We start from the raw sequence: 24,055 nt of genomic DNA, 5'->3' as shown, positions 1-24,055 counted from the left end.
GAAGTAGCATTCTCTGTGCCACGGACTCTGCCGCTCAACTGCCTTTGCGTCTGTGATTGCCCAGTATCGGCGGTTAACGGCCTGCAACATGTCATCCGCTACAATGACACGCATTACCCACCTGGAGACTCGCTTTGAAATCTATCGTTGCTTTGGTCGCCGCGGCTGTTCTTTCTTCGACGGCGATGGCCGCTTCCACCACTGAGAAACTGCCTTCCGGCGTCATCGTTGAACATCTTACGCAGGGCACGGGCGCCCAGCCGGCCGCAGACGATGTCGTCAAGGTCAACTATCGCGGCACGCTCGCAAACGGCACCGAGTTCGATAGCTCGGCGAAGCATGGCGGTCCGGCAACCTTCCCGCTCAATCGCGTGATTCCGTGCTGGACGCAAGGCGTGCAAAAGATGAAGGTCGGCGAGAAGGCCAAGCTGACCTGCCCGTCGGCCACGGCCTATGGCGAGCGCGGAGTCGGCCCGATTCCCCCGAATAGCGACCTGACGTTTGAAGTCGAACTCGTAGGTATCGTCAAGTAATACCGCGCGAAGTGCGCTGAGACTGAACCCCGCTCCGGAGATCGAAGCGGGGTTTTTCTTTTTCAGGGCACTGCATTTGCCCACTGAAATCTATCTGTGATAAAAACCGCGCCGCTCTCGCGGTGATCGAACCTGACGTATTCACGATCAACGGGATTTCCTGAAAGGAAAGAAGTTCTCGCTTCGGTCGGCGGGCGTGGCGTATGTGTTCCCCTAAAAGTAGTGGCATTCTTTTTTAAGTCCTGTTGCACTCGGTCGTTTACCCTCTGCGCGTGCAGCGACACTGCAATCGCCGCTTTGCGCATTCCGGAAAATCTAGCCGTCGTTTGCCGCGCGTCAGGAGCGCTTTCCATGAATATCGACTTTCACTACGGGGTGGTCTATATCGTCGCCCGTATCGGCGGGATGGCGGCCGCCGAGGCGCTCACGGTGGCCCATGCCTGCCAGTACGTCGACGACGCGACCACTTCAGGAATACTGCGTTTTGCCGGCGGCGAGACATTCGAGCGCTTTGCTACGGCGCACAAGCTATTCGATTACACCAATACGGAAGACGACCAGAATCGTCTGGTGTGGACGCCATTTCATTTTCTGCCTGCCGGCGTGGGGGATACGCTCGAAGAGAAGGCGGTGTGCCGGCCGGATAGCGCAGTTGCTCGCGAGGTGGTGCGCCGGGCGATCCGGCAGCGGGGCACCGATACGGCATTGCACCGCCTGGGTGTGACGCTTCACGCGTACGTCGATACGTGGGCCCACCAGGGCTTCGCCGGTATCGAAAGCCCGATGAATCGCGTTCATATGCTGGAGGCGGAAGATTGCACGAAGGAAAGCTGGCTTGCCCGTCTTACCCGCGCAACCCGGCATCTGGTCGAACACGTCGAGGAAGATGTGCTGACGCTTGCACTGCCTGTCGGTCATGGGGCCGCTTTGCACTATCCCGATCAGCCGTGGGCAAAATGGCATTACACCGACGGTAGAAATGAGCGCGTCGACAGGCACAATCTGCCGGAGTTCATGCAGGCGGCCGAGATGACTTGCCGTGCGGTGCGCGGCTATGTCGCGGGACGGGAAGATTTTGAATCCCAGCCAGGCCTGCCGGAAGATGTCAAAACCGCACTCACGAAGCTTCTCGACACCAATCGGAATCTGGACGACAACAAGCGCCTGCAGACCATTTGCGAAGCGGTGAAAACCGATGTCATTCCAGGCCTGTCGGAGTCGGTTCCGGACTATGTGGCCAAGGGGCTCGGCTCCTGGAAATATAAGGCCACCGGTTTGCAGTCCGACGACGATAGCGGGGACCGCCCCCGGTGGAGCGACATCTTTGAGAAAAGTGATTACCGGCGCTTTCACGACGCCGTCAAAGAGCACCGTTTTGTGATTACGCAGGAGATTCTGCCGGCTCACGGATTGCGGATCGCCTGAAAAGAGGGCGCTTTTGCGCGTTATTTCAATAGCCGCCCCAGCGGCCGCATTCATGCCATTCGTGCTCGCGCCATTGCGCGCGACGCCATTCATGTTCACACCATTCGCGGCGTTCGCGCCGCTCGCGTGCGCGTCAATCATAGATGAAACAGCGCTGCGAGATTGGTAACGTGGGCTTACCGGCAAAAAAATGAACTGCCGCCCTTTGAATCTCCGGATGCTTGCCTATAGTAGAAGCGGCTATTGCCGCATTGCACGGCGGCCGGCTTCTCTTGACATAGGTGACGGGGAAACAGAAATGACGCCATCGAATGCTGCAATCTATCAGGCCCAGGCTTGCACGCCGGATTCATTACGAACGCTTGCCACCTATCTCGAACTGGCGCTCGACGAGGGAGAAAGCGTGGTTCTGATGCGGATCGGCACGCAGGTGCGCAGTATCTATGTCGGCAATCCGTCCGGCACGTTGGAGGATTTGACTGATCACGGTGTAGTGGCCGCCTTCCAGGCCGACGAGATGCTTGCATTGACGCAGTTGGGACTCAACCGGATAACTGCCGACGATCAGCAGTACCGGTTCATGCGCAGTGTGAGGTATATCGCTGACCGCCAGGTTGTCGTTTTTACTCCTATTTGAGTGACTGGCCGGCAATTGGAAAGGTTAAGGAATGCGGTTATCGAGTAGTGAGCTCGAAAGGTTCGTACTCCACGGGATGCATTCCCGTGTAAACCTGATGCCTTTATAGTTGCATAGATCTGCCTTTCTCGCGCTATTCATGGCATAGTTCGATCGATTACCACATAAGGAGCAATCAAATGCCCACGTTAGAGCAAATCCAAGCAAAGCTTAAGAAGCTCCAGGCGCAAGCTGACGTCCTTATTGCCAGGAAAGCACAAGTTGCGGTCGACCAGATTCGCGAGCTGATGCTCAAGCACGGTCTCACTACCGCAGATATCGAAGCAAAGGCAAAGGCGAGACGCGCCGCGCGCGGCTTGAATGGCCATGCTGCAGGTGGCAAAGCAAAAGCCGCTGGCGCAGGTAAGTCGCTGCCGAAGTACCGCGACCATAAAACGGGCGCGACATGGACAGGTCACGGGCGTGCACCGGCCTGGATTGCCGCCGTGAAAGACCGGGCTCAATTCCTGATTGAAGGCGCAAGCGAACAGAAGTCCGCGGCAAAGGCAGCGGTTACTCAGGCCAAAGGCAAAAGTAAAGGTCAGCCTAAAGGCGCACAGCCGCCCAAGTACCTCAATCCGAAAACTGGAGCGACCTGGAGTGGACGCGGGCCGGCGCCGGCATGGCTCGCCACGGTCAAGGACCGCACCAAATTTCTGATCGATGGCGCCTCGGCTGCCAGCAATGTCGCCGCAAAAAAAGTCGTGACGGCGAAAAAGGCAGTGGCGAAGAAAGGTACCGCGGCCACTAAGAAAGCTGCGGCAAAGAAAAGCACGGCTAAGCCCGCTGCAAAGAAAGCCGCGGTAAAGAAGGCTGCTGTGAAGAAAACGGCAACGGCCAGAAAAGCGCCAGGCCGCAAAGCGGGTGGTAGAGGCAAAGCCGGCGCGACGAGCGCCGCCGCAGCGCCGCAAACCTCGTCAGTGCAAGCCGGCGCGTGAGCGCAACGGAGTCGCGAAGTAGATGACCAGCATGCTCGAAGTACCCCAGCAGGAGGACCATGTCGTCCTGCTGGATTCCGTTCCTCACCCGGCAGCCGACGCCGCCGAACCATTCATTGTCGCCAGCGACCGCCGGGTGATTCTGGCTTATCCGATTGCTGAATCCGACTTCGAACGATTCGGACCATTCGATTCCGACGATGATCCATTTTGCACGGTGCTATTTCCCGACGCCGTGTTTCATCGTCTTGGGCCGCCCGGTGACGGCGATCTCGAGATACATCCTCTCGCGTCGCAAGGACTCAGTGGGTACTCGGTTCATGAAGTCATGAATTCGTCGTTGGCCGCTGAGATTTCGGCCGTTACGTCGCCTGGTCCTTTGCAGCGCCATTTCGTCATCACGTTTCAGGGTGCGACGTTCGAATGCGTGGCGTCGGACTATACGGTGGTCGGCGTGTATGGCGCGGGTGAGATCGCCTGGCGGGAAGCCTTCTCGCTGGTCCGCTAATCTTCCTGGCGGTTATTGCTGCTTGTTGGCGTTCATTGCCGCTGGGTGACGCGACCTCTTTCCAGTCTGTCCCATCGCCTGAACGCTCGCCTCGCGCAGCGTTCGGGCGTTCCAATGCCTGCCCCTCCAGTCAATCGGCACACTATGTAGCAAAACACGGTCCTGGCAACGGGCACGCGCAATGCGTCCTGCCCAGGTAGTAAGAACCCGGGCTTAAGGTCCCGGCGTGCCCGCCAAACGGCAAACCACGAACTGCAGGGTGCTTGCCCGCCGCGTCCTGCCGATTAGCATCGAGGCCACGCATGCTGACGATTCCCATTACCGCCTTTGTCACGCTCGTCATCATATTGGTGATTGCCAATCTGTCGAGTGGCGAAAAGAAGATCGAACACAAGATCGAACGGCTTTATACGAGTGACGACCCGCAGTTTCTCCGTTCAATGGGCCTGCTGCTCGGGCCGCCCGTACTGTCCGGAAACCGCTTCGAGATGTTGCTGAACGGCGAACATATCTTTCCGTCGATGCTCGAAGGCATCCGCTCCGCAAGTAAAACCATCACGTTTGAAACCTTCATTTACTGGTCCGGCGAGATAGGCGAGCAGATCGCCAGCGCACTGGCGGACAAAGCACGCGAAGGCGTCGCCGTGCATGTACTGCTCGATTGGGTGGGCTCGTCGAAAATGGATAAGCGTTATCTGAACATGCTTCAAGATGCGGGCGCGGAAGTGATCCAGTATCACAAGCCGCATTGGACCGGTCTCGGGCGAATGAACGATCGCACTCACCGCAAGCTGCTGGTGATTGACGGACACATCGGCTTTACCGGCGGCGTGGGCATTGCACCGGAGTGGACCGGCCACGCACAAGACGAAAAACATTGGCGCGATACTCATTTTCGTGTGGCCGGCCCGGTGGTTGGCCACATGCAGGCCGTGTTCATGGACAACTGGGTTAAAGCGACCGGCAATGTGCTGCATGGGCCCGACTACTTTCCGGAAGTCGAGGGCGTTGGTGACGGCCTCGCGCATATGTTCAGCAGTTCGCCTTCAGGCGGCAGCGATGACATGCAGTTGATGTATCTGATGGCGATCACCGCGGCAACCCGCTCTATTCATCTGGCGAGTGCCTACTTTGTACCGGACAAGCTGACGATCAATGCGATCGTCGAGGCGGCAAAGCGCGGTGTGAAAGTGCAGATCCTCACGCCCGGAAAACGTATCGACACCCATACCGTGCGCGAAGCGTCGCGTGCCTGTTGGGGCAACTTGCTGCGAGCGGGTGTCGAGATGTTCGAGTATCAGCCGACCATGTTTCATTGCAAGTTGCTGGTGGTGGACGAGTACCTGGTCTCGGTCGGCTCCACCAATTTCGATAGCCGCTCGTTCAAACTCAACGACGAAGCGAACCTGAATATCTACGACCACGACTTCGCGAAGCAGCAAACCGCAACCTTCGCAGACGACATCAGACAGTCGCACCAGGTCACACTCGACGCGTGGCTGCGACGGCCGTTTCCGGAGAAGCTGATCGAGAAGTTTGCGTCGCTGCTGGATACGCAGCTGTGATGCGATGACTGCGCAACGCGCTGCTGTTTCCTTTCAATAACATTTTCCCGCCCATTTCGAACATATGCTCAATGACTTTTTTTAGCTTTTATTTTTGAAACATGTTAAAAAGCTTTCCGACATCGTATATTGACATGAAGTCTTCACGCAGTGAGGGCAGAGTGACAGCAACGAATGGCGTGCTGTAGAGATTGAAGCAACGCATTCGAAATTACATATAAATATATTACGAGGCATCGAACGCTCGATTGAAGCGGACCTGAGTTCAGGCGCGCGTCACGAAGAGCCGGCAGGTATCACGTCGAGTGGTACGTGTTTTCGGTGCAGCAGCGGTCGTCGCGGATCGGATTTGCCGGCGTAAAGATACGTAATGGTACGTAAAGGCAAATCGCATGGGCCTGATCCCCGGTAGTACGGCCGCAAGGCGTCCGCGAGCGCGGGCGCGGTATCGGTACGCATTTGCGTTGCGCAAGTGCATGCGAATACGCCATGCCCATCGAAAAACTCCTTGTTCCGCTACCGGCGGGCCTGAAAGTCTACGTTGAACGTCACGTATTCGATCCGGCCTTCGAGAGTGTCATTCTGATCAACGGCGCGCTGGCCACCACGGCGTCGTTCGGACAGACAATCAAATACCTCGGCGAACGCTATAACCCAATTTGTTTCGATTTACCTTATGCGGGTCAATCGAAAACGCATAACGTGTGCGACTTCGTTCTGACAAAAGACGATGAAGTCGACATTCTGCTGCATCTAATAGGCTTATTCGAGCCGAGCTTCCTGTTATCGGTGTCGTGGGGCGGAGTGGCGTCGCTGCTGGCGCTCTCGCGGGCGCGCACAAGCGTGAGGCGCGCGGTGATTGCGTCGTTCTCGCCGCGGCTCAACGCAGCGATGACCGCGTATGTGACCGCGGCGCGCGACCACATCGCCGCCGGCGAAAATCTGAAGGCCGCGCAACTGCTCAACGATACCGTTGGGCAGCATCTGCCGCGCATCATGAAGCTCTATAACTACCGCTACCTCTCCACGCTGCCACGCGATGAGCAGGACCAGGTGGCCTTTCACGTCGACCAGATTCTGGCCATCCGTCCAGAGGACTACCTGCACGAGTTCCGCAACATCGAGTGCGGCCTGAAATTCCTCAACGGCGAGCTCGACGACTACACCACGCCTGAGGACGCCCGCTCGCTTAGCGCGCATCTGAAGCGCGCCGAGTTTCTCACGATCGAGCAGGCCGGGCATTTCCTCGATCTCGAAGGGCGGGCCGCACTGCGCCAGGTTCGGACGGCCATTTTCGATTACTTCGGCGCCGCGCGGGTCCAGGCGCCAGCCCGTGGGCTCGATGGTTTCGACACGTTCGCCGCCCGCACGTCCGCCATGCCGGTGCAACAACCCGCCATCGCGAACGTCGCGTTGCAAGCCACCGCCGATCACTCGTTCCAACAGGTCGAAACACCATGAATATCGCTCAGAGCATCGCTATCGTCGTACCGTGGACGCTGTGGCTGCTGTATTGGATCGCGACGTCGAACCGCGTCAAGGAAACCGCGCGCAAGGAGGCGTCTCTGTCGCGCACGTTGCAGTCGATTCCGTTGATCGGCGGAGGCGCACTGATCATCCTGCCGGACTTCAACACAGCGGCGTTGTCCTTCGATCCGCATGCGATCGGGCCGCTGCAGCTGGTGGGCCTGGCCGTGCTGTTAGCTGGACTTGCGTTTTCCGTGTGGGCGCGGCTGCATCTCGGCACCAACTGGAGCGTCTCGGTCACGCTGAAGGAAGACCACGAGCTGGTGCGCAGCGGACCCTATGGACTGGTTCGTCATCCGATCTATACCGGATGCCTGCTGGCGCTTCTCGGTGCTGTGCTGATCGGCGCGCAATGGCGTGGCGTGGCTGGGCTAGTGCTGATTTTCGCCTCGCTGGCGTACAAGGTCCGGGTCGAGGAGAGTTGGCTGACGGGTCACTTCGGCCGTGCGTATTCGCAGTATCGCCGCGACGTCGCCGCGCTGATTCCCGGTCTCTTCTGAGCGACCTGAATGGCGAAAGTCATCATCACCGCGATCGGCTCGGCGGGCGACGTGCATCCTTTGCTCGGCATCGGCGCGGCATTGGCCGCGCGCGGTCACGAGATCGTCTTCTGCACGCATCCGCCGTTCGCGGAGGCCGCCTCGCGCCAGGGTTTCGCATTCGTACCGATCGGCACCGCCGCCGAATATGAAGCGGCGATGGCTAACCCGGCGCTATGGCATCCGCGTACGTCATTCCGCACGCTATGGGCGGTGATAGCGCCTACGCTGCGTCCGCATTTCGATACGCTGGCTGCGTTGACCGATAGCGACACCGTGCTGGTCGGCACGTTGTGGGCTTTTTCCGCGCGGTTGATGCAGGAGCTGTATCGGGTGCCGTTCGTATCGGTGCAGGTCTCGCCGTCGACGCTGCTCTCCGCGCATGCGCCGCCTACCCATCCACGGTTGACCATTCCGCGCGGCTTGCCATTGGCTCTAAAAACGGCGCTGCTGCGACTGATCGAGCGCCACGTACTCGACAAGATCTGCGGCCCCGCATTGAACGCGTTGCGCGTGGAACTGGGGCTCGCACCGGCGCGCCGCATTTTCGGCGAGTGGCTGCATTCGACCGATGGTGTGCTGTGTCTCTTTCCTGACTGGTTCGCGCAAGCTCAGCCGGATTGGCCGTCGCCGCGTTGCCTCAGTGGTTTTCCGCTGTTCAACGACACGGGCGTGCAGGCGCCCGATCCCCAACTCGAAGCCTTTCTCGCCGCGGGCGAGCGGCCGGTGGTTTTCACCGCGGGTTCGACCTTGATCGATCAGGCGCGCTACACGGATGCAGTGAGCGCGGCGCTGGCGGAAAGCGGGCTGCGCGGGATTCTTTTGACGCCGGATGCGCCCGCCGCCCAAACAGATGCGCAGACAGACGCACAGGGCATGCTGCTCAAGCGGCGTTACGTACCGCTGCAAAAGCTGTTGCCGCGCTGCCGGGCGCTGGTGCATCACGGCGGCATCGGCACCGCGGCGCTCGCGTATGCTGCCGGCATTCCGCAAGTGGTGACGCCGTTCGCGCACGATCAGTTCGATAACGCGCAGCGTGTCGTCGTGAGCGGTTGCGGCGTTCGGCTCGATAAGCCACTGGAGCCGCAGGCGCTTGCGCGTGCGTTGAAGCATGTGCTCGGCAGCCCGTCGATCGCGACGCAGTGCGGACGCGTGCAGGACCGGCTTGCGTCGTCGCTGGATGGCTGCGAGGCAGCCGCACGGTATATCGAAGGTTTCGTGCCCGCCGGCGTGCGCGCGCAAACTGTCGGCCGCGCGTCTATCCCGGCACTCGCAGACAGCGGGCATAGCCCATGAGCGCCGCCACGCCATTGCCGAAGCACGCTGCGTCGGCTGACGAGGCGCACGGCGTCGGCTCCGGCCTTGGCCCCGCCGGCGAGCGCAGTGCACCCGGCATGCGCGGTGCCCGGCTTGCCTTGCTGACGTTCGCGCTGTCGCTGGCCACGTTTATCGAAGTCCTGGATTCGACGGTAACCAACGTTGCGGTACCGGCGATTTCCGGCGGCCTCGGCGTGTCCAACAGCCAGGGCACATGGGTGATCAGCTCGTACTCCGTGGCCGCCGCCATCGCCGTGCCCTTGACGGGCTGGCTCTCGAGGCGGGTCGGCGAAACACGGCTGTTTCTCGGCGCGGTGATCTTTTTCACGTTGACGTCGCTGCTATGCGGCATAGCAGGCGACTTTCATCTTCTGGTTGTATGCCGGGCATTGCAGGGGCTTTTCTCCGGGCCGATGGTACCGCTCTCCCAAACGATCCTGCTACGGACCTTCCCACCGGATAAACGCGTCGTGGCACTCGCGCTGTGGGCGATGACGGTGCTGCTCGCGCCGATCTTCGGCCCGGTGGTGGGTGGCTGGATCATCGACAACTTTTCGTGGCCGTGGATCTTCCTCATCAATCTGCCGATCGGCATCTTTTCGTTTGCGGTGTGCATGACGCTGCTGCGCCGCGATGCACCCGTTGGCAAGGCAGTGCCGATCGATCTGCCCGGCATTATCTTGCTGGTCGTCGGCGTCGGCTCGCTGCAGACGGTGCTGGATCTCGGTCACGACCGCGGCTGGTTCGATTCGCCGTTGATCCTGACGCTCGCGATCGTCGCCGGCCTGGCGATCGTGTCGCTGTTGATCTGGGAGGCGGGCGAACGGCATCCGGTAATCGATCTGAGCCTGTTCCGCGATCGCACGTTTTCGTTCTGCGTGTTGATCATTTCGCTCGGCATGATGAGCTTCTCGGTAGTCGGCGTGATCTTTCCGCTCTGGCTGCAGGCTGTGATGGGCTACACCGCGTACCAGGCCGGCCTCGCCACCGCACCGCTTGGCGTGCTCGCGCTGGTGTTCTCGATTCTGGTCGGCATTTATGCGGCCCGCTTCGACGCGCGCGTGCTCGCGACTTTCGGCTTTCTCGTGTTCGCGGGCGTGCTGTGGTGGGATGCGCATTTCACGCTGACCATGACCTTCACGCAAATCATCACGCCGGGTCTGATTCAGGGCATCGGCTTGCCGTGCTTCTTCATTCCGTTGACCGCTGCAACGCTCTCGCGCGTGTCCGACGACAAGCTTGCCGCGGCCTCGAGTCTGTCGAATTTTTTGCGCACGCTGTCGGCGGCGTTCGGCACGGCGATGAGCGTCACGCTATGGGATAACCGCGCGCTATATCACTACGACGTCGTCGCGCAGTCCGTGACGAAATCGTCCGGCAATACGCAGCGCTTCGTTCAGGGTCTGCACGGCATGGGCATCGACGGCGCGCGCGAACTCGCCACCTTGCATCACGTCGTGCAGCAACAGGCCTACATGATGGCGACCGGCGACATGTTCTACATGGCAAGCATCACCTGCCTCGTGCTCGCCGCGATGATGTGGCTCACGCGTCCGAAGCGCGGCGCGGCGATGGCTTTAGGTCACTGAGGAACTTCGAATGACGATCCTGGGCGCATTGATCATCCTGTTTCATCCGAGTGAAGAGCAGCTCGCGCGCGCGGTGGCGATGCGTTCGGCGTGCGACCGCCTGCTGGTAGTCGACAACTCGCCGTTGCCGGACGCGCGCGCCGCGATGGTGTTGGGCGAGGCGGGCGTTGCGTTGCTGCATCACGGTAATCGCAACGGCATTGCCGGCGCCTTCAATTGCGGCCTGAGCGCGCTGTTCGACGCAGGCGCGGATGCAGTCGCGCTGTTCGACCAGGATTCCGAGGCGCCAGACGCTTACTTCGCGGTGATGCGCGACCGGTGCACGTCGATGAGTGGCCGGGCATTTTTAGCGGGCCCGCGCGTCTTCGATGAAAACGATCAACGCTTCCTGCCCGAACTCGCGACGAGCGGTCTGGCGGTGGAGCGGCTGTCGATACACGCCGACGCCGCGATGCAACGCTGCGCGTTTCTGATTTCGTCCGGCTGTGTGATTTCACGCGAGGCGTTCGCGCGGCTCGGCCGCTTCGATGAAACGCTTTTTATCGACCACGTCGACACCGAATACTGCCTGCGTGCGTTGCTGCGTAATGTACCGGTGTACGTGGTGCCGTCACTTGTACTGCTGCATCGGATCGGCTCACGGCGGCGCCACAAGCTGGGTTCTCTGGAATTGACGACGATGAATCACCCCGGTTTCCGCCGCTATTACAGCGCGCGAAACGCAATGCAGCTTGCGCTGCAGTATGGAATGCGCCTGCCGGTCGCCATCGTACCGAACGTGCTGACGCTCTGGCAAATCGTGCAGATTGCGCTGCTTGAAAAGGACAAGCTGGCCAAGCTCAATGCGATAGCACTGGGTCTATTCGATGGATTCTTCGGACGAATGGGGCCGCTTGAGCGCACGCGTCCGCGACTCGCGGCCAAAGTTGCCAGGACCGCGAATCTGGTTAATGCGACTAGCCCGGCGAGGCTTGGCGAGACGAATACGCCGGTAGCAGGAGAACCTGCAATGTCCCTTACCCGGCACTCATGAGACGGTCTATGCAATTCCCCAAGCCACGCACGTTGCCGTTGCTGCTGCCGCCGCTGCTGATTGCAGCAGCGCTGAGCGGTTGCGTGAGCGACGCGGGCCTGCAAGCGAACGTCAAACCGATCAAGCCATCCACCGATGCACTTTCGCAGACCATCGGGCCAGGCGCGAACGGGGCGTGGCCCGCGCCTGATTGGGTCAAGCGTTACCGCGATCCGCAACTGGATGAGGTGACCGCTGAAGCCTTGCAAAACAATCCCGACCTGCAGATCGCCAAGGCGAGGGTGGGCGCCGCGCAGGCGCAACTCGAACAGTTTGCTTCGCTCACCGGCCTCACCGGCACGGCGGGCGCGACAGTGAGCAAGGCCCGCTTACCGCAGCCGAACGACGTGGCTAACGTATCTGTCGGCGGCCAGCAGATTCCGGTGCAGTTGTTCAATGATCCGGTGGTGTCGCCGGCCGCGTTGTTCGCGGGCCTGAGCTACCAACTCGACCTGTGGGGCAAGAATGCCGCGCTGACCGGCAGTCTGCTCTCCACGCGCGACGCCGCGCGAATCGATGCCGAGCAGGCGCGGCTAACGCTGACGGTCGCGCTCGTGACGCTCTACTGTGAACTCGACCGCGCCTTCGCGATGCAGGACATTCTGCTGCAGAAGCAACAGGCCGCGGATAAGGTCGATGCGGTCTTGCGAGAGCGTGGCGCGCGCGGCATCGATAACGCGTACGACTCGGCGGACGCCACACTCAAGCGAAGCCGGCTCGCCTCACAGCAGGCGCTCAACGACGAGCGCATCAAGCTGACTGAGTTGCAGATCGGCGTGTTGACGGGACGCGGCGCAGAGCGGGGTTTGTCGCTTCATCGTCCGCAACTGGCCGCGGCGGCCGATGCGCCGATGCCTGCGCAATTGCCGGTCGATCTGCTGGGCCGCCGGCCCGACATCGTGGCGGCGCGTTTGCGGGCCGAAGCAGCGCTCGCCAACACCGATGCCACACGAGCCCAGTTCTATCCCGACGTGAATCTAGTGGCGTTTGCCGGGCTGACAGCATTGACGCCCGGCGCGCTTTTCTCACGCGCGGCGTTGACCGGCTCGGTGGGACCGGCGATCTCCCTGCCGATTTTCGACCGGACCCGTTTGCACGCGCAATTAGGCGGCGATTACGCCAACGTTGACGCTGCGGTCGGCCTCTACAACAAGACTGTCGACGAGGCGCTCGGCGAGGTCGCGCGTCAACTGACGTCCTTGCGCACGGTCGATACGCTCGCGACCGAGCAGACGCGCGCCGTGGAAGCGGCCTCGCATATCGTCGCAATTGCTGAAGAGCGGCATCGCCGCGGTATCGGCATGCAGAAGGACGTGACGCTGGCCGACCTGTCCTTGCTCGACGAACGCGCGCAGCAAGTGGATTTGCAGGGCCGCCGCAGAATGCTGCAGGTTGCGCTGGTCGGCGCGCTCGGTGGCGGCTTTGACGTACGCAAGGTGGCGGGCGCACCGATTTCTCACTATCAGACCACCTTTCCTTCTCACGCACGCATCACGGATACGCACTTCGATTGAATGCACAACGATAAACAGGCACAACATGCCGCGGGCTGGACCGAGGAGCAGGCAAACCCGGCAAACGCGGCAGGCATAACGAGCGACGCGCACGATGCGAAACGGGCGGCGCGCCGGCGGCGCTTTGCCGTTTTCTTCGGCGTGGCGGCGCTCGCCGGTATGGCGTGGCTGACGTACTGGGGCTTAAGCGCGCGCTTCTTCGAAGAGACCGACGATGCCTACGTGGCCGGCAACATCGTGCAGATCGCGGCGCAGATACCAGGCACGGTCACCGATATTCTGGTGGAGAACACACGGCAGGTCCGCGCAGGCCAGCCGCTCGTGAAACTCGACGACGCCGAAGCGGCCGCCGCGTTCGCGCAGGCTAAAGCGCAGCTGACGCTCGCCGTGCGACAAGTGGCCAACGCGACGATCTCGCGCAAGCTCTACGTTCAATCGATCGACGCGCGCCGCGCCGAACTCGCATTGGCGCAGCGTGCGCTGGCGGCGCGCGATCATGCGTCAGTGGAAGTCGTGTCGCCGGAAGAGTTGGCGCGCGCCCGCGAAGCAGTAGCAGTCGCGCAAGCGAATCTCGCCTCGGCGCAAGTCCAGCTCGACGCCGCCCGCGCGCTCGGCGGTAAATTCCCGGTCGAAGCCAGCCCGCCGGTTTTGCAAGCTGCGGCGCAATTGCGGCTTGCTTACCGGAATCTGCAACGCACCACGGTCGTTTCTCCCGTCGACGGTACGGTCGGACAGCGTTCGGTGCAGATCGGCCAGCAGGTCGGGCCGGGGCTCGCACTCATGTCGATCATTCCGCTCGAGCGTCTGTGGGTCGAGGCGAATTTCAAGGAAGGCCAGATTCGCAGCATGCGCGTGGGGCAGCCGGTGCGCATCGTATCGGATGTGTACGGCTCGCAAGTGGTGTATCAGGGGCACGTGGAGGGCTTTTCGGCTGGCACGGGTAGTGCGTTTTCGATGCTGCCGTCGCAGAACGCCGCCGGTAACTGGATCAAGGTCGTGCAGCGCGTGCCAATCGTGATTTCGCTCGACCCGGCCGAACTCGCGGCGCATCCGTTGCGGCTCGGCCTGTCGATGCAGGTGTCGGTGGATACGCATGTGCGCAGCGGTCATCTGATCGGCAACGATACGCCGGCGGCCGCGCAGAGTACCCGCGTTCACGATAACGTTTCGCGCGATGCGGATGCGCTGATCGCACAAATCATCCGGGACAATAGTGACCGTGGTGGTGCTGCTGACTAGCAATCTGCGCCGCTGAGATACGCTTCGACCTCCGATACTTGAGACGGATTGCCGCTCTCGTCACCTGGGCGGACAGGTACGGCAAGAATTGTTTTCGCGCGTTGATAAGCGCCGGCAAATGCTCGCAATTCCTGCGTAATCGGCCGGTCATCCAGCCGGCGGCGTAGCAGCGCTTGTGCAATGGAGCGTTCGATCAAAGCGAGCTGGCTGTCGATATAGTCGAGGGACAACTGGCGGCAGCGTGCTGAAACACCTGCTACAGCCAATAGCGCCGGCACGATGGAAATGCTCAGAAACCCGCCCGCGGGAATGCGCGCCAACGCGGCGGGCGACTCGAATAGCTCTTTGCGCAGCGCTTCGAATACGGCCTTGCCCCATACCTTACTTTCGGTTGCGAGTGACTCACGGCGGCGTGCGAGTGCATCTCTCGCGGCCTCGTCTTCAATGCGGCCTTCTGCGACCATCAACTTGCCGTCAGCGCGGTCGCCTTCCTGAATACAATCGGTGCCGAGATAGGCGGCAATCTGATTGCGTCCAGCCAATACCAGGTGTTGCAACGCATCCGGCACGAGTGGATCGAGCGGGACTACTTCGCACGTGAGCGGTTTGCCGTCGAAGTGAATCGCGCAGCGTCCATCCTCTTCCAGCGCCGGGCAGCGTGCAAGAGAAGGGTAGTCGTAACCCTGCGTCGTGAGGCTGAACGTGTCGCCCGCGCGATGCAGCAGCGTATCCGCGCTGGCGTCGAAGGCGGCGACGCCAGTCTCGTCGAGTACGGTTTCGTATTTGCCGACCCGAAGCTTTTCACCCAATCGCTTGCGGGGCACTCGCCCAATCGCAATGCAGCCGATGAACCGATCTCGATGTCGGAACAGTTCCGGCAACGACATCGCTGGCGGACTGTTGCAACATTTTCCGCACGCCGAGCACGCGAACGAAAACGTGCTCACCATGGCCGGCGTACCGAGTCCTGATAGTGCGTCAGGATGAAATGCGCGACCTCGGGTGAGTGATAGGCGCCGATCAGTTGCGCGACCCACGGTTCAGTGCGGTCGCCGTCGCGCACGGTCAGCACGTTGGCATAGGGCGAGCGCGCGTCTTCGAGACCGAGGCTATCGCGTGCGGGGTAAAGACCGACGCGTGCCGCATCGCTGCTATCGATCACAGCGAAGGCCACGCTGTTCAAGCTGTCGAACAGGCGAGCATGCGGCACCTGGCGGATTTTCAGGTTCAAGCGGTTGCTCGTGATGTCGGCAAGCGTGGCATGCAAACCGGCGCTGTCCTTGAAGGTCAGCAGCGTGAAATTTTGCAGCAGGATCAAGGCGCGCGCGGTGCCTTCACGGTCGTCGGGAATCGCAATGGTCGCGCCTCGCTGCAACTGGCCGAGGTTCGTCAATTTGCGCGAATACAGCGCGATCGGAAATGTGACGGTGGTCGCGACGCTCGTCAAGGCGTAGCCGTGTTGTTTGCGCTGCGCTGCGAGGCTCGGCCCGTCTTCGAAGCTTGCAGCATCGATCTGTTTTGCGGCGAGCGCGGCGTCGATACCATCGGGCTTGTCGAAGACGACGACGTCGAGCGTAAGGCCTTGCGTGGCGGCAATACGCCGTACTTCGTCCATGATCTGCGCGTGGGCACCGGCGGTGACGCCGATCTTGACGACCTGCGATGCGACGGCGTGCGCAGGATGGACCCACGAAGCCGCAATCAGCAGCGCCGCTGTGATGAACGCGCGTGGCTTCACGATGCATCCCTCAAGACTGTACGAAAACCGATATGCGAGGCCGGCAAATCCGCTTCCTGCTGTTCGCGGGACGCCGCCCGATAGCGTACGCAATAGTCGCGCGAACACAGGAACGAGCCGCCTTTGATGACCATCGGCGTGTCGTGTTTGCGGCTTGCAGGTGCGACTGCCGCGGTATCGCCATTGGTGTGCGACTGATGCGGGCCGCTGTAGACGTCTCTCGTCCATTCCCATGCGTTGCCGATCATGTCGTAGAGCTTGAAGTCATTCGCCGCATAGCAGCCGACCGGCGCGAGGCCAATGTGACCATCCTCATTGGTGTTCAGCACGGGAAACACGCCTTGCCAATAATTCGCACTTGGCTTGCCGCGTTGGTCGCGTGGTGCAGTGTCGAGATCCGCGCCTTCGTGGCCGGCTTTGCCCGCATACTCCCACTCGGCTTCGGTCGGCAGATCGCGGCCGAGCCAACGCGCGTAGGCCAGCGCGTCAGCCTGCGTGACCATCGTCACCGGCTGGTTCATGCGGCCATCGAGATTGCTGCCGGGCCCCGTCGGATGATTCCACGCGGCGCCCTTGACCCACGTCCACCACGCCAGATCGCGCGCGTTCATTTCTTCGCGCGTCGGCGTATGAAAAACCACAGCGCCGCCCTGGCGCTCCGAATCGCTGACGTAACCCGTGGCTTTCACGAATGCGGCGAACTGCGCATTCGTCACATCGGTCTGGTCGATCCAGAAGCCGGCGACGTGGGTTTGGCCGTCGCCGGCAGGGCGCTCGTCTTCATACCCGAGTTTGCTGCCGAAGACGAAGTTGCCGCCATGCAGATGCACCATGCCGGCTTTCGGATCGTCGCGCCAGCGCGAAGGCAGGCCGGCATAGCGCTCGCATTGCTGTTCGGAACCGAGCGCCACTAAAGTGCGCGAGCGGTTCAGTTCGTCGAATGCGCTCTGCTTCCCGCCGCTCAATGCCGCCGAGGCGGCCATCGCGGCGGTAAAGGCCGCGGTAAAAGCGACCGTGGCGATTGCGGCATAGGCGCCGTACAACGCCGCGGTGCTTTTCAGTTTGAATCGGACGGACATGGCGGGCTCAGTAGTAGCCGCGCGGACGCAACGGCTCGACACCGCCGACGCTGCTCATATAGCTGTTCCACTGCTGCACGAGGCCGTCGATTACCGACGGATTCTGCGTTGACACGTCCTGCGTTTCGCCGCGGTCGGCGCTCATGTCGAACAGTTGCCAGTGACCGTCCACCGGACCCAGCGGCGGTTCTGTCCACAAGGCTTTCCAGCGGCCGTCGGCGCTGCGCAGATAGCCGCGGCCGTAGGCTTCGTCGCCGAATGACGCGGTGTGCACGGCGTCGGTGGTCTGATCGTTCAGCAAAGGCAGCAACGACTGCCCGGTGATCGGATACACATAGCGATTGTTGTAGACCACCTTGCCCTTGTTCTGATCGACGCCGGTGAGCGTATTGATCAGCGGCGGCGCAGCTTGTGTGGGCGGCGAGATCTGTGCGACGGCGAGGAATGTGGCGGTGTTATCGGTCACATGCGTGAAGTCGCGCAGCGTGGGCTTCTGTGTGGTCTGACCCGGCAGATGCACGATCAATGGCGTGGATACGCCACCTTCTCCGGAATAGCCCTTCGTCAAACGGAACGGCGTGGCGCTTACTTCAGCCCAGCGCAAGCCGTATTGCAGACGTTGCGCGTTCTGCTTGCCGTTGTCGGTGCCGAGTGTTGAATAGACCGGGTCGGCGGCATTCGCTGTGTCGGTGGCGGTCGGGTCTGCGCCGGAGTCGATCGGCCAGCCTTCGGCGCCATTGTCCGACTGGAACATGATGAAGGTGTTGTCGTACTCGCCGATGTCCTCCAGATGCTGGATCAGCAGGCCGATGTTGTGGTCGAGATTTTCGACCACGCCCGCGTAGATTTCCATGTAACGCGCCTGGGCTTTCTTCTCGGCGGGCGAGAGGCTCGCCCACGTCTTGTTCACAGTGCCGGGACCGTAGTCGGTATAGCCCTGCGCGGCGCTATGCACGGCGCTTACATATTTCGCGTTGGCAGTGCCGTTGTTTGCCGTGGCCGCTGTCGCTACGAGCGTTTCCGATGCGCCGCCGTACGGCACAAAGTCATTCGGAATGATGCCGAGCGTTTTTTGCCGCGCGATACGCGCGTTGCGGATCACGTCGTAGCCGGCGTCGTATTTGCCGACGTAATTGTGCAGATACGGGTCGGGAACCTGCAGCGGCCAGTGCGGCGACGTGTAGGCCGCGTAGGCGAAGAACGGCTTGCCGTCGCCCTTGTTCGAGTCGATGTACGAGATCAAACGTTGCGTGTAGAAGTCTGTTGAATAGAACACGGCGGGGCTGCCGCCTGCGCCGCCCGGTTGTCCAGGCTGACCGGGTTGCACGTACTTGCCGTCTTCGGTGTAGTTCTGCGAATTCGCCAGTTCGTGAGCAAAGTGATTGGTCGCGGCGCCGCCGAGCAGCGCGTAGCTGTGCTCGAAGCCCCATTGATCCGGCGTCTGACCGCCACCGGTCGTGCTGCCGACGATCCCGGAGCCGATGTGCCACTTGCCGGCCATGTACGTGTGATAACCGCCGTCCTTCAACAATTGCGCGACCGACAACGCGCGGTCGTTCAAATAACCTTCATAGCCGGGCAGGCCTTTGCGTTCGTCGGTCGGCACACCCATCGTCCCCTCGCCGACCAGATGGTGATCAGTGCCGGAGATCAGCATGGAGCGCGTGATCGCGCAGACGGTGCCGGTATGGTGATTCGTCAGGATGCGGCCCGACTGGACCAGAGCGTCGAGGTTGGGCGTATTGATTTCGCCACCGAAGGCATGGATGTCGGAATAGCCGAGGTCGTCGGCCATGATGTAGAGAATGTTCGGGCGCTTTTGCGCGGCCACCGGCGCGGACGCCGTCGGTCCGGGCGGCTTGTCGTCGCCGCAGGAAGCGAGTACGACGAGGCTGGCGACGGCCGCGCCGATTATGCCGAGACGAAGAGTGGGGCGTTGCGATCGTCGTGTTGTCATTGTTGTGCTGACCGGATATGTCGGGTCGCCGATGTTAGCAATGACGCGAGAGTGGCCAAAGATCGATTTCTGCGTTGCTATGTTTGATTGTCGATATAGGTGTTAAAGCGTGATGGGCGATATAACGCACGACGCAACTCCGGGTGCTGCTTTGTGTGTTTTTTCGTGCGCGGCTAGTTGCCGGGATCGATCACGGGCTTCTCAGGATCTGCCAGCGTTTTATAAGGTAGCGACGCGGCGCGCGGGTTGGTTGTGGTGTCGTCGATCACGCGATCGACGTCCGCGGTTTTCGCGAGTTCCGTGAGGAATGTCTGTTTGTCGAAGCCTGGTGCGACGCAGCCTTGTACGTAGATGAAGCGGCGTTGCAGCGTGAGCCACAGCGTCGACTGTTCGCGCCAGTGGGTGGCGTAATTGATGTTGGTGAGACGCCGCTGGACGGCGTCGGCAATTTCCGCGTCGTAGAGATACGCGTTTGACAGCCGGCAACGGCCTTCCACCCAGCAGCTATTGCCGCGCTCGATCCGGTAATGACTATCGTCGAGCCACTCCTGCTCGGTCTCGAGTGGGCCTAAGGGCACCGGGCAGTCGCTGATCGCTTTGGATATCTGAAAGAACGGATCGTGGCCGCGATTGACGCGCGCTGCTTGTGCTTGTGCTTGCGCTTGGGCATGCGTCGCGGCCATGCAAATCAGCAGACTTGCCAGGTACTGTTGGATCAGGCGCTTCATCGTCTTGGGCTCCGGGATTTTGAGCGTGGGGCAGACGGATCGACGGTTTGGATTCTCGACTACCCAGTCGAGATTATGCAGCGGCGCCTCTAAACCTCACTGACTCTTGCGACGATTTTCAACGGCGAACTTGATCAGCTCAGCCTGGCCTTCGATATCGAGCTTGCGCTTCAGATTCAACCGATGCGTTTCCACCGTGCGCACCGAGAGATCGTTGCGTTGAGCGATCTGCTTGCTCGAGAGACCTTCCGCGAGTGCATCGAGAATATCGCGCTCGCGCGGCGTGAGTCTTTCAATCGGTGATTGCGTCGCCGATGCCTGGATCAATCGAGCGCCCAGTCCCGCGCTGAAAAACGTCTTGCCCTCCAGCACCGCGCCGATTGCCTGAATGATTTCGGTGGCGGGCGAGTCCTTGAGCACATAACCGCTGGCCCCTGCGCGCACGGCCTGGGTCACGTACTCGAGGTTGTCGTGCATGGAAAGCATCAGCACGCGTATCGCCGGGAAGCGCTCATGAAACATGCCGGCCAGCGCGATGCCGTTCATTCCGTTCATGCCGACATCCATCAGCACCAGATGTGGCTCCTGGCTGGCGGCGAGCGCGAGTGCTTCCTGGGCGTTGCCCGCTTCGCCGACGATCTCGATGTTGCGCACGGCTTCGAGTCTCGCGCGCAGACCATCGCGTACCAGCGGGTGGTCGTCGACCAGAATCAGACGTGCGATGGCGAGTGACATGTCGTTCATAGCGAGGTTTCCTGCAAGGCCGGCGATTGAAGCGCAGAGGCAACGACTGGCACGCGCGCGGTCACGATCGTATGACCGGCTTGCGAGCTGAGCGACAGCTTGCCGCCCAATGTGTCCAGCCGCTCGCGCATATTGCGCAGACCCACGCCTGCGCGTGGATTGACAAGTGCGTGCGCCACGTCGAAACCGCGTCCGTTGTCCGAAATCGTCAGCGTGACGGTGTCGCTCGATACTTCCAGCGATAGCGCCGCGCTGGACGCCTGCGCGTGCCGCACGATGTTCGTTAGCGCTTCCTGGGCGATGCGGAACAGGACCGTGTTTACCGCTTCCGGCAAAGCCGCTGCATGAGTGTGGGCGATCTGCGTGAAGCCGATCTCGATGCCGGACTCGTCGCTCAACTCGCGCGTGAGTTGCTCTAGCGCGGCAGCAACGCCCAGGTCATCGAGCATCGACGGACGCAGCGCGTGAGAAATACGGCGCACTTCACGCAAGGTCTCGCCGATGCGCGCCACGCTAGTTGATAGCGCGGCTTCCGCCGCAGGCACGCGCACATCGCTGCGTTCGAAGCGCGCCAACGCCGATTCGAGCAGCAGCTTCACGGAGACCATCATCTGACTAATGCCGTCGTGCAATTCACGCGACAGGCGTGCCCGTTCATTTTCCTGAGAGTCGACCACCTGCTGCGCGAGCCGCTTCAGTTTTGCATCAGCACTGCGATATTCGGTGACGTTGAGCACGAGCGCACACAATGCGATCACCGCGAGCCCGGCGAGTGCGATGGCATCGATCCACTGCATCGTGCGGTCGATGTTGGCCGCCGCGCGCTGATCGATGTCCGCGAGCGTGGCGTCGACGTCGTCGAGATAGATGCCGGTGCCGATCATCCAGCCCCAGCGTTCGAGCGGCACCACGTAACCCAGTTTCGACGCGAGCTTGCCCGTCGACGGACGATGCCACACATAGCGCACATAGCCGCCGCCGCGCGTGGCCGCGGCGAGCAATTGCTGGATCGTCAGCTTGCCTTGCGGATCGCGCAGCTCCCAGAGATCGCGTCCGACGAGGTCGGGTTCGCGCGGATGCATCAGCGAACGGCCGTGCATGTCATAGACGAAGAAGTAGCCGTCCTTGCCGAAATCCATTTTCTCGAGGATATCGAGCGCGCGGGTGCGCAGCATTGCGTCATCACGCGCGTTGTCCTGGCCGGCGTTGTAGAGCGGGGCGATCGCCGTGGTCGCGAGCTCGACGTAGTGCTTGAGTTCGATTTCCTTGCTGGCCATGTACGCGGCCTGGGTGGTCGCGTGTTGCGTCTCGGCGAGCGCCGTGGCTTCCTGGCGCACGCCAATTTCAATGCTGGCGATGGCCGCCAGAAAGGGAACGATCGCCAGCAGGACAATCTTTGCTTTGAGTTTCATCGTAGACAGGACGGCCGACAGGCTACGTAATATTACGTAGCCGGCTTACGTAGTTGCGCGCTTGTGAGAGCGTTCACGAAGGCGAATACTACATCCCCACGACGCACCGCGCCTTCCGGCGCGCAATGGTGCGGCGCACAGTTGCAAAAGCAGAACCCGGTTTTGCCGTCTAATTTCAGGTAACCGGTTTTCCGCGTGCTCGACCACAAGTCATGGCGCGCGGTTTCAATAATAGACCTAGGAGATGTTTGTGGAGACCTCCCAATCTGCCGGCCGTTCATGGCTATGGCTCATCCTGCTGATCCCGTACATTGCGTTGCTGTGGTTGCCGTTCTATAACGACACGCGGCCCTCGTTCGCCGGCTTTCCGTTCTTCTACTGGTATCAGTTCTTGTGGGTTCCGTTGACCTCGCTACTGATTTACGTCGTGTACCGAGGTGTCAAATGAGCGATGTCACTCCTGTGAACCCGGTTGCGATGACCGTCTTTATCGCATTCTTTGTTCTCGTCACCGTTATCGGTTTTTTTGCCGCGCGCTGGAAGCGGGGCGATCTGACGCAATTGCATGAGTGGGGCCTGGGTGGCCGCCAGTTCGGCACGTTGATTTCGTGGTTCCTCGTGGGTGGCGATTTCTATACCGCCTATACCGTGATCGCGGTGCCCGCGCTGGTGTATTCGGTGGGCGCGTATGGCTTCTTTGCGCTCCCGTACACGATCATCGTCTATCCGTTCGTGTTCGCGGTGATGCCGAAGCTGTGGAAGATCGCGAAGGCGAAGGATCACATCACGGCGGCGGACTACGTGCAGGGTGAATACGGCGGCAAGTGGTTCCCGGCTGCGGTTGCATTGACCGGCATTGTCGCGACGATGCCGTATATCGCGCTGCAACTGGTGGGCATGCAGGTGGTGATCAAGGGGCTCGGCGTCACCGGCGAGATGCCGCTGATCGTCGCCTTCGTGATTCTTGCGCTGTACACGTATGCAAGCGGCTTGCGGGCGCCGGCGATGATCGCGTTCGTCAAGGACATCATGATCTATATCGTCGTGATCGCGGCGGTCTGGCTGATTCCGGCGAAGCTCGGCGGCTATGCGCATGTGTTCGATGCGGCCGATACGTATTTCAAGGCCAAGGGCGGCGCAACCGGGATCATTCTGAAGCCGACGCAGTTCACTGCTTATGCTTCGCTTGCGTTAGGGTCGGCACTGGCGGCGTTTATGTATCCGCATACGATGACCGCAGTCTTGTCGTCCTCCTCGGCTAATACGGTGCGCAAGAATGCGATTTTCCTGCCGGCTTATACGTTGTTGCTGGGGCTGATTGCGTTGCTTGGGTATATGGCGATTGCGGCCGGTGTGCATGTGAAGTCGGCGTCGGATATGGTGCCGGCGCTGTTTAACACGCTGTTTCCGTCGTGGTTTGTTGGTTTTGCGGCTGCTGCTATCGCGATTAGCGCTTTGGTGCCCGCCGCGATCATGTCGATTGGGGCGGCTAATCTGTTCACTCGCAATTTGTGGCGTCCTCTTGTTTCGCCGGGTATCACGCCTGAGGCGGAGGCTTCTACGGCGAAGATTGTTTCGCTCGTTGTTAAGTTTGGGGCGCTGTTGTTTATCGTGTTCTTGCCTACGCAGTATGCGATTGATTTGCAGTTGCTGGGTGGGGTTTGGATTTTGCAGATTTTCCCGGCTATTGTGTTTTCGTTGTATACGCGGCGGTTGAATACGACGGGGTTGTTTCTTGGGTGGCTGGTCGGGATCGTGCTTGGGACCGGGCTTGCTATTTCTCAAGGGCTCAAGCCGGTGTTTGCTTTGCATGTCGGTGATGCTGTTTATCCGGTTTATATCGGGTTGATTGCGCTCGCCGCGAATGTTGTTGTTAGTTTTGTTGTGTCGGTTTTGTCGCCGCGCAGGGTTGTGGCGGCGGTTTGATGTTGTTTGGCGTGGCTGACGCTGCTGGG

20 protein-coding genes and 2 pseudogenes are annotated in these 24,055 nt (G+C 60.9%); 15 read left to right on the top strand and 7 right to left on the bottom strand.

The window, feature by feature from the left end:
• Positions 1-185 precede the first annotated feature (185 nt).
• The 13 genes and pseudogenes from BM438_RS14035 (at position 186) to BM438_RS13975 (ending at position 14,442) form a co-directional block, all read left to right on the top strand.
• Positions 186-533 (top strand): FKBP-type peptidyl-prolyl cis-trans isomerase, encoded by a 348-nt coding sequence (locus BM438_RS14035; RefSeq protein ID WP_233465191.1) that lies wholly within the window; start codon positions 186-188, stop codon positions 531-533.
• Between the two features lie 351 nt (positions 534-884).
• Complete coding sequence (locus BM438_RS14030; RefSeq protein WP_093634832.1) at positions 885-1,958, top strand: DUF6765 family protein; 1,074 nt, start codon at positions 885-887, stop codon at positions 1,956-1,958.
• Between the two features lie 298 nt (positions 1,959-2,256).
• Positions 2,257-2,595: a hypothetical protein gene (locus BM438_RS14025; RefSeq protein WP_093634831.1), complete on the top strand. Its 339-nt coding sequence runs from the start codon at positions 2,257-2,259 to the stop codon at positions 2,593-2,595.
• Positions 2,596-2,774: 179 nt separating this feature from the next.
• Positions 2,775-3,572 carry an H-NS family nucleoid-associated regulatory protein gene (locus tag BM438_RS14020; protein ID WP_093634830.1) on the top strand — a complete coding sequence of 266 codons (798 nt, stop codon included), beginning with the start codon at positions 2,775-2,777 and terminating at the stop codon, positions 3,570-3,572.
• A 22-nt stretch (positions 3,573-3,594) separates the two neighbouring features.
• Positions 3,595-4,080: a hypothetical protein gene (locus BM438_RS14015; RefSeq protein ID WP_093634829.1), complete on the top strand. Its 486-nt coding sequence runs from the start codon at positions 3,595-3,597 to the stop codon at positions 4,078-4,080.
• 302 nt (positions 4,081-4,382) lie between these two features.
• The gene (cls, locus tag BM438_RS14010) at positions 4,383-5,645 is read left to right on the top strand and encodes a cardiolipin synthase (protein ID WP_093634828.1); all 1,263 of its coding nucleotides are present in this window, start codon (positions 4,383-4,385) and stop codon (positions 5,643-5,645) included.
• Between the two features lie 489 nt (positions 5,646-6,134).
• Positions 6,135-6,971 (top strand): annotated as a pseudogene (locus BM438_RS14005) (alpha/beta fold hydrolase); the annotation flags it as partial.
• Between the two features lie 131 nt (positions 6,972-7,102).
• Positions 7,103-7,672, top strand: a complete 570-nt coding sequence (locus BM438_RS14000; RefSeq protein ID WP_093634826.1) for a methyltransferase family protein — start codon at positions 7,103-7,105, stop codon at positions 7,670-7,672.
• A 9-nt stretch (positions 7,673-7,681) separates the two neighbouring features.
• Positions 7,682-9,007 carry a glycosyltransferase gene (locus tag BM438_RS13995; RefSeq protein ID WP_093634825.1) on the top strand — a complete coding sequence of 442 codons (1,326 nt, stop codon included), beginning with the start codon at positions 7,682-7,684 and terminating at the stop codon, positions 9,005-9,007.
• A gap of 98 nt (positions 9,008-9,105) precedes the next feature.
• Complete coding sequence (locus tag BM438_RS13990) at positions 9,106-10,617, top strand: DHA2 family efflux MFS transporter permease subunit (RefSeq protein WP_093634924.1); 1,512 nt, start codon at positions 9,106-9,108, stop codon at positions 10,615-10,617.
• Between the two features lie 10 nt (positions 10,618-10,627).
• Positions 10,628-11,524 (top strand): annotated as a pseudogene (locus BM438_RS13985) (glycosyltransferase family 2 protein); the annotation flags it as partial.
• 134 nt (positions 11,525-11,658) lie between these two features.
• Positions 11,659-13,203, top strand: a complete 1,545-nt coding sequence (locus BM438_RS13980) for an efflux transporter outer membrane subunit (RefSeq protein ID WP_093634823.1) — start codon at positions 11,659-11,661, stop codon at positions 13,201-13,203.
• Positions 13,204-14,442 (top strand): HlyD/EmrA/EmrK family protein, encoded by a 1,239-nt coding sequence (locus BM438_RS13975; protein WP_093634822.1) that lies wholly within the window; start codon positions 13,204-13,206, stop codon positions 14,440-14,442.
• Here the strand turns inward: BM438_RS13975 and BM438_RS13970 are convergent.
• From BM438_RS13970 to BM438_RS13940, 7 genes are all read right to left on the bottom strand, one after another.
• Positions 14,439-15,392: a hypothetical protein gene (locus BM438_RS13970; protein ID WP_093634821.1), complete on the bottom strand. Its 954-nt coding sequence runs from the start codon at positions 15,390-15,392 to the stop codon at positions 14,439-14,441. The genes BM438_RS13975 and BM438_RS13970 overlap by 4 nt on opposite strands.
• Positions 15,386-16,183 (bottom strand): MetQ/NlpA family lipoprotein, encoded by a 798-nt coding sequence (locus BM438_RS13965; RefSeq protein WP_093634923.1) that lies wholly within the window; start codon positions 16,181-16,183, stop codon positions 15,386-15,388. The genes BM438_RS13970 and BM438_RS13965 overlap by 7 nt, the downstream gene beginning before the upstream one ends.
• Positions 16,177-17,259: a formylglycine-generating enzyme family protein gene (locus BM438_RS13960; RefSeq protein ID WP_093634820.1), complete on the bottom strand. Its 1,083-nt coding sequence runs from the start codon at positions 17,257-17,259 to the stop codon at positions 16,177-16,179. The genes BM438_RS13965 and BM438_RS13960 overlap by 7 nt, the downstream gene beginning before the upstream one ends.
• Positions 17,260-17,266: 7 nt before the next feature.
• Positions 17,267-19,216, bottom strand: a complete 1,950-nt coding sequence (locus tag BM438_RS13955; protein ID WP_093634819.1) for an arylsulfatase — start codon at positions 19,214-19,216, stop codon at positions 17,267-17,269.
• A 173-nt stretch (positions 19,217-19,389) separates the two neighbouring features.
• Entirely contained in the window at positions 19,390-19,944 is a 555-nt protein-coding gene (locus BM438_RS13950; protein WP_093634818.1) for a hypothetical protein, read from the bottom strand.
• A 96-nt stretch (positions 19,945-20,040) separates the two neighbouring features.
• Complete coding sequence (locus BM438_RS13945) at positions 20,041-20,688, bottom strand: response regulator (RefSeq protein ID WP_054041920.1); 648 nt, start codon at positions 20,686-20,688, stop codon at positions 20,041-20,043.
• Positions 20,685-22,100, bottom strand: a complete 1,416-nt coding sequence (locus BM438_RS13940; RefSeq protein ID WP_093634817.1) for a cache domain-containing protein — start codon at positions 22,098-22,100, stop codon at positions 20,685-20,687. Before BM438_RS13940 ends, BM438_RS13945 begins: the two co-directional genes overlap by 4 nt.
• A gap of 250 nt (positions 22,101-22,350) precedes the next feature.
• On the opposite strand from BM438_RS13940, the gene BM438_RS13935 reads away from it, so the two are divergent.
• Positions 22,351-22,548: a DUF3311 domain-containing protein gene (locus BM438_RS13935; RefSeq protein WP_093634922.1), complete on the top strand. Its 198-nt coding sequence runs from the start codon at positions 22,351-22,353 to the stop codon at positions 22,546-22,548.
• A complete protein-coding gene (mctP, locus tag BM438_RS13930) occupies positions 22,545-24,026 on the top strand; it encodes a monocarboxylate uptake permease MctP (RefSeq protein WP_093634816.1) in 1,482 nt (493 codons plus the stop codon). Before BM438_RS13935 ends, mctP begins: the two co-directional genes overlap by 4 nt.
• The last annotated feature ends 29 nt before the right edge of the window (positions 24,027-24,055 follow it).

The sequence above is a fragment of the Paraburkholderia aspalathi genome (assembly GCF_900116445.1).
GTDB classification, from domain to species: Bacteria; Pseudomonadota; Gammaproteobacteria; order Burkholderiales; family Burkholderiaceae; genus Paraburkholderia; species Paraburkholderia aspalathi.
The sequence above is the reverse complement of the archived record's forward strand: the minus strand, read 5'-3'. Positions and strand labels throughout refer to the sequence as shown.

What these genes read in the sequence shown, in the direction of transcription:
- BM438_RS14035 (WP_233465191.1), top strand. Translation starts at nt 186, where the DNA reads ATGGCCGCTTCCACCACTGAGAAACTGCCTTCCGGCGTCATCGTTGAA.
- BM438_RS14030 (WP_093634832.1), top strand. Translation starts at nt 885, where the DNA reads ATGAATATCGACTTTCACTACGGGGTGGTCTATATCGTCGCCCGTATC.
- BM438_RS14025 (WP_093634831.1), top strand. Translation starts at nt 2,257, where the DNA reads ATGACGCCATCGAATGCTGCAATCTATCAGGCCCAGGCTTGCACGCCG.
- BM438_RS14020 (WP_093634830.1), top strand. Translation starts at nt 2,775, where the DNA reads ATGCCCACGTTAGAGCAAATCCAAGCAAAGCTTAAGAAGCTCCAGGCG.
- BM438_RS14015 (WP_093634829.1), top strand. Translation starts at nt 3,595, where the DNA reads ATGACCAGCATGCTCGAAGTACCCCAGCAGGAGGACCATGTCGTCCTG.
- cls (WP_093634828.1), top strand. Translation starts at nt 4,383, where the DNA reads ATGCTGACGATTCCCATTACCGCCTTTGTCACGCTCGTCATCATATTG.
- BM438_RS14000 (WP_093634826.1), top strand. Translation starts at nt 7,103, where the DNA reads ATGAATATCGCTCAGAGCATCGCTATCGTCGTACCGTGGACGCTGTGG.
- BM438_RS13995 (WP_093634825.1), top strand. Translation starts at nt 7,682, where the DNA reads ATGGCGAAAGTCATCATCACCGCGATCGGCTCGGCGGGCGACGTGCAT.
- BM438_RS13990 (WP_093634924.1), top strand. Translation starts at nt 9,106, where the DNA reads ATGCGCGGTGCCCGGCTTGCCTTGCTGACGTTCGCGCTGTCGCTGGCC.
- BM438_RS13980 (WP_093634823.1), top strand. Translation starts at nt 11,659, where the DNA reads ATGCAATTCCCCAAGCCACGCACGTTGCCGTTGCTGCTGCCGCCGCTG.
- BM438_RS13975 (WP_093634822.1), top strand. Translation starts at nt 13,204, where the DNA reads ATGCACAACGATAAACAGGCACAACATGCCGCGGGCTGGACCGAGGAG.
- BM438_RS13970 (WP_093634821.1), bottom strand. Translation starts at nt 15,392, where the DNA reads ATGGTGAGCACGTTTTCGTTCGCGTGCTCGGCGTGCGGAAAATGTTGC.
- BM438_RS13960 (WP_093634820.1), bottom strand. Translation starts at nt 17,259, where the DNA reads ATGTCCGTCCGATTCAAACTGAAAAGCACCGCGGCGTTGTACGGCGCC.
- BM438_RS13955 (WP_093634819.1), bottom strand. Translation starts at nt 19,216, where the DNA reads ATGACAACACGACGATCGCAACGCCCCACTCTTCGTCTCGGCATAATC.
- BM438_RS13950 (WP_093634818.1), bottom strand. Translation starts at nt 19,944, where the DNA reads ATGAAGCGCCTGATCCAACAGTACCTGGCAAGTCTGCTGATTTGCATG.
- BM438_RS13945 (WP_054041920.1), bottom strand. Translation starts at nt 20,688, where the DNA reads ATGAACGACATGTCACTCGCCATCGCACGTCTGATTCTGGTCGACGAC.
- BM438_RS13940 (WP_093634817.1), bottom strand. Translation starts at nt 22,100, where the DNA reads ATGAAACTCAAAGCAAAGATTGTCCTGCTGGCGATCGTTCCCTTTCTG.
- mctP (WP_093634816.1), top strand. Translation starts at nt 22,545, where the DNA reads ATGAGCGATGTCACTCCTGTGAACCCGGTTGCGATGACCGTCTTTATC.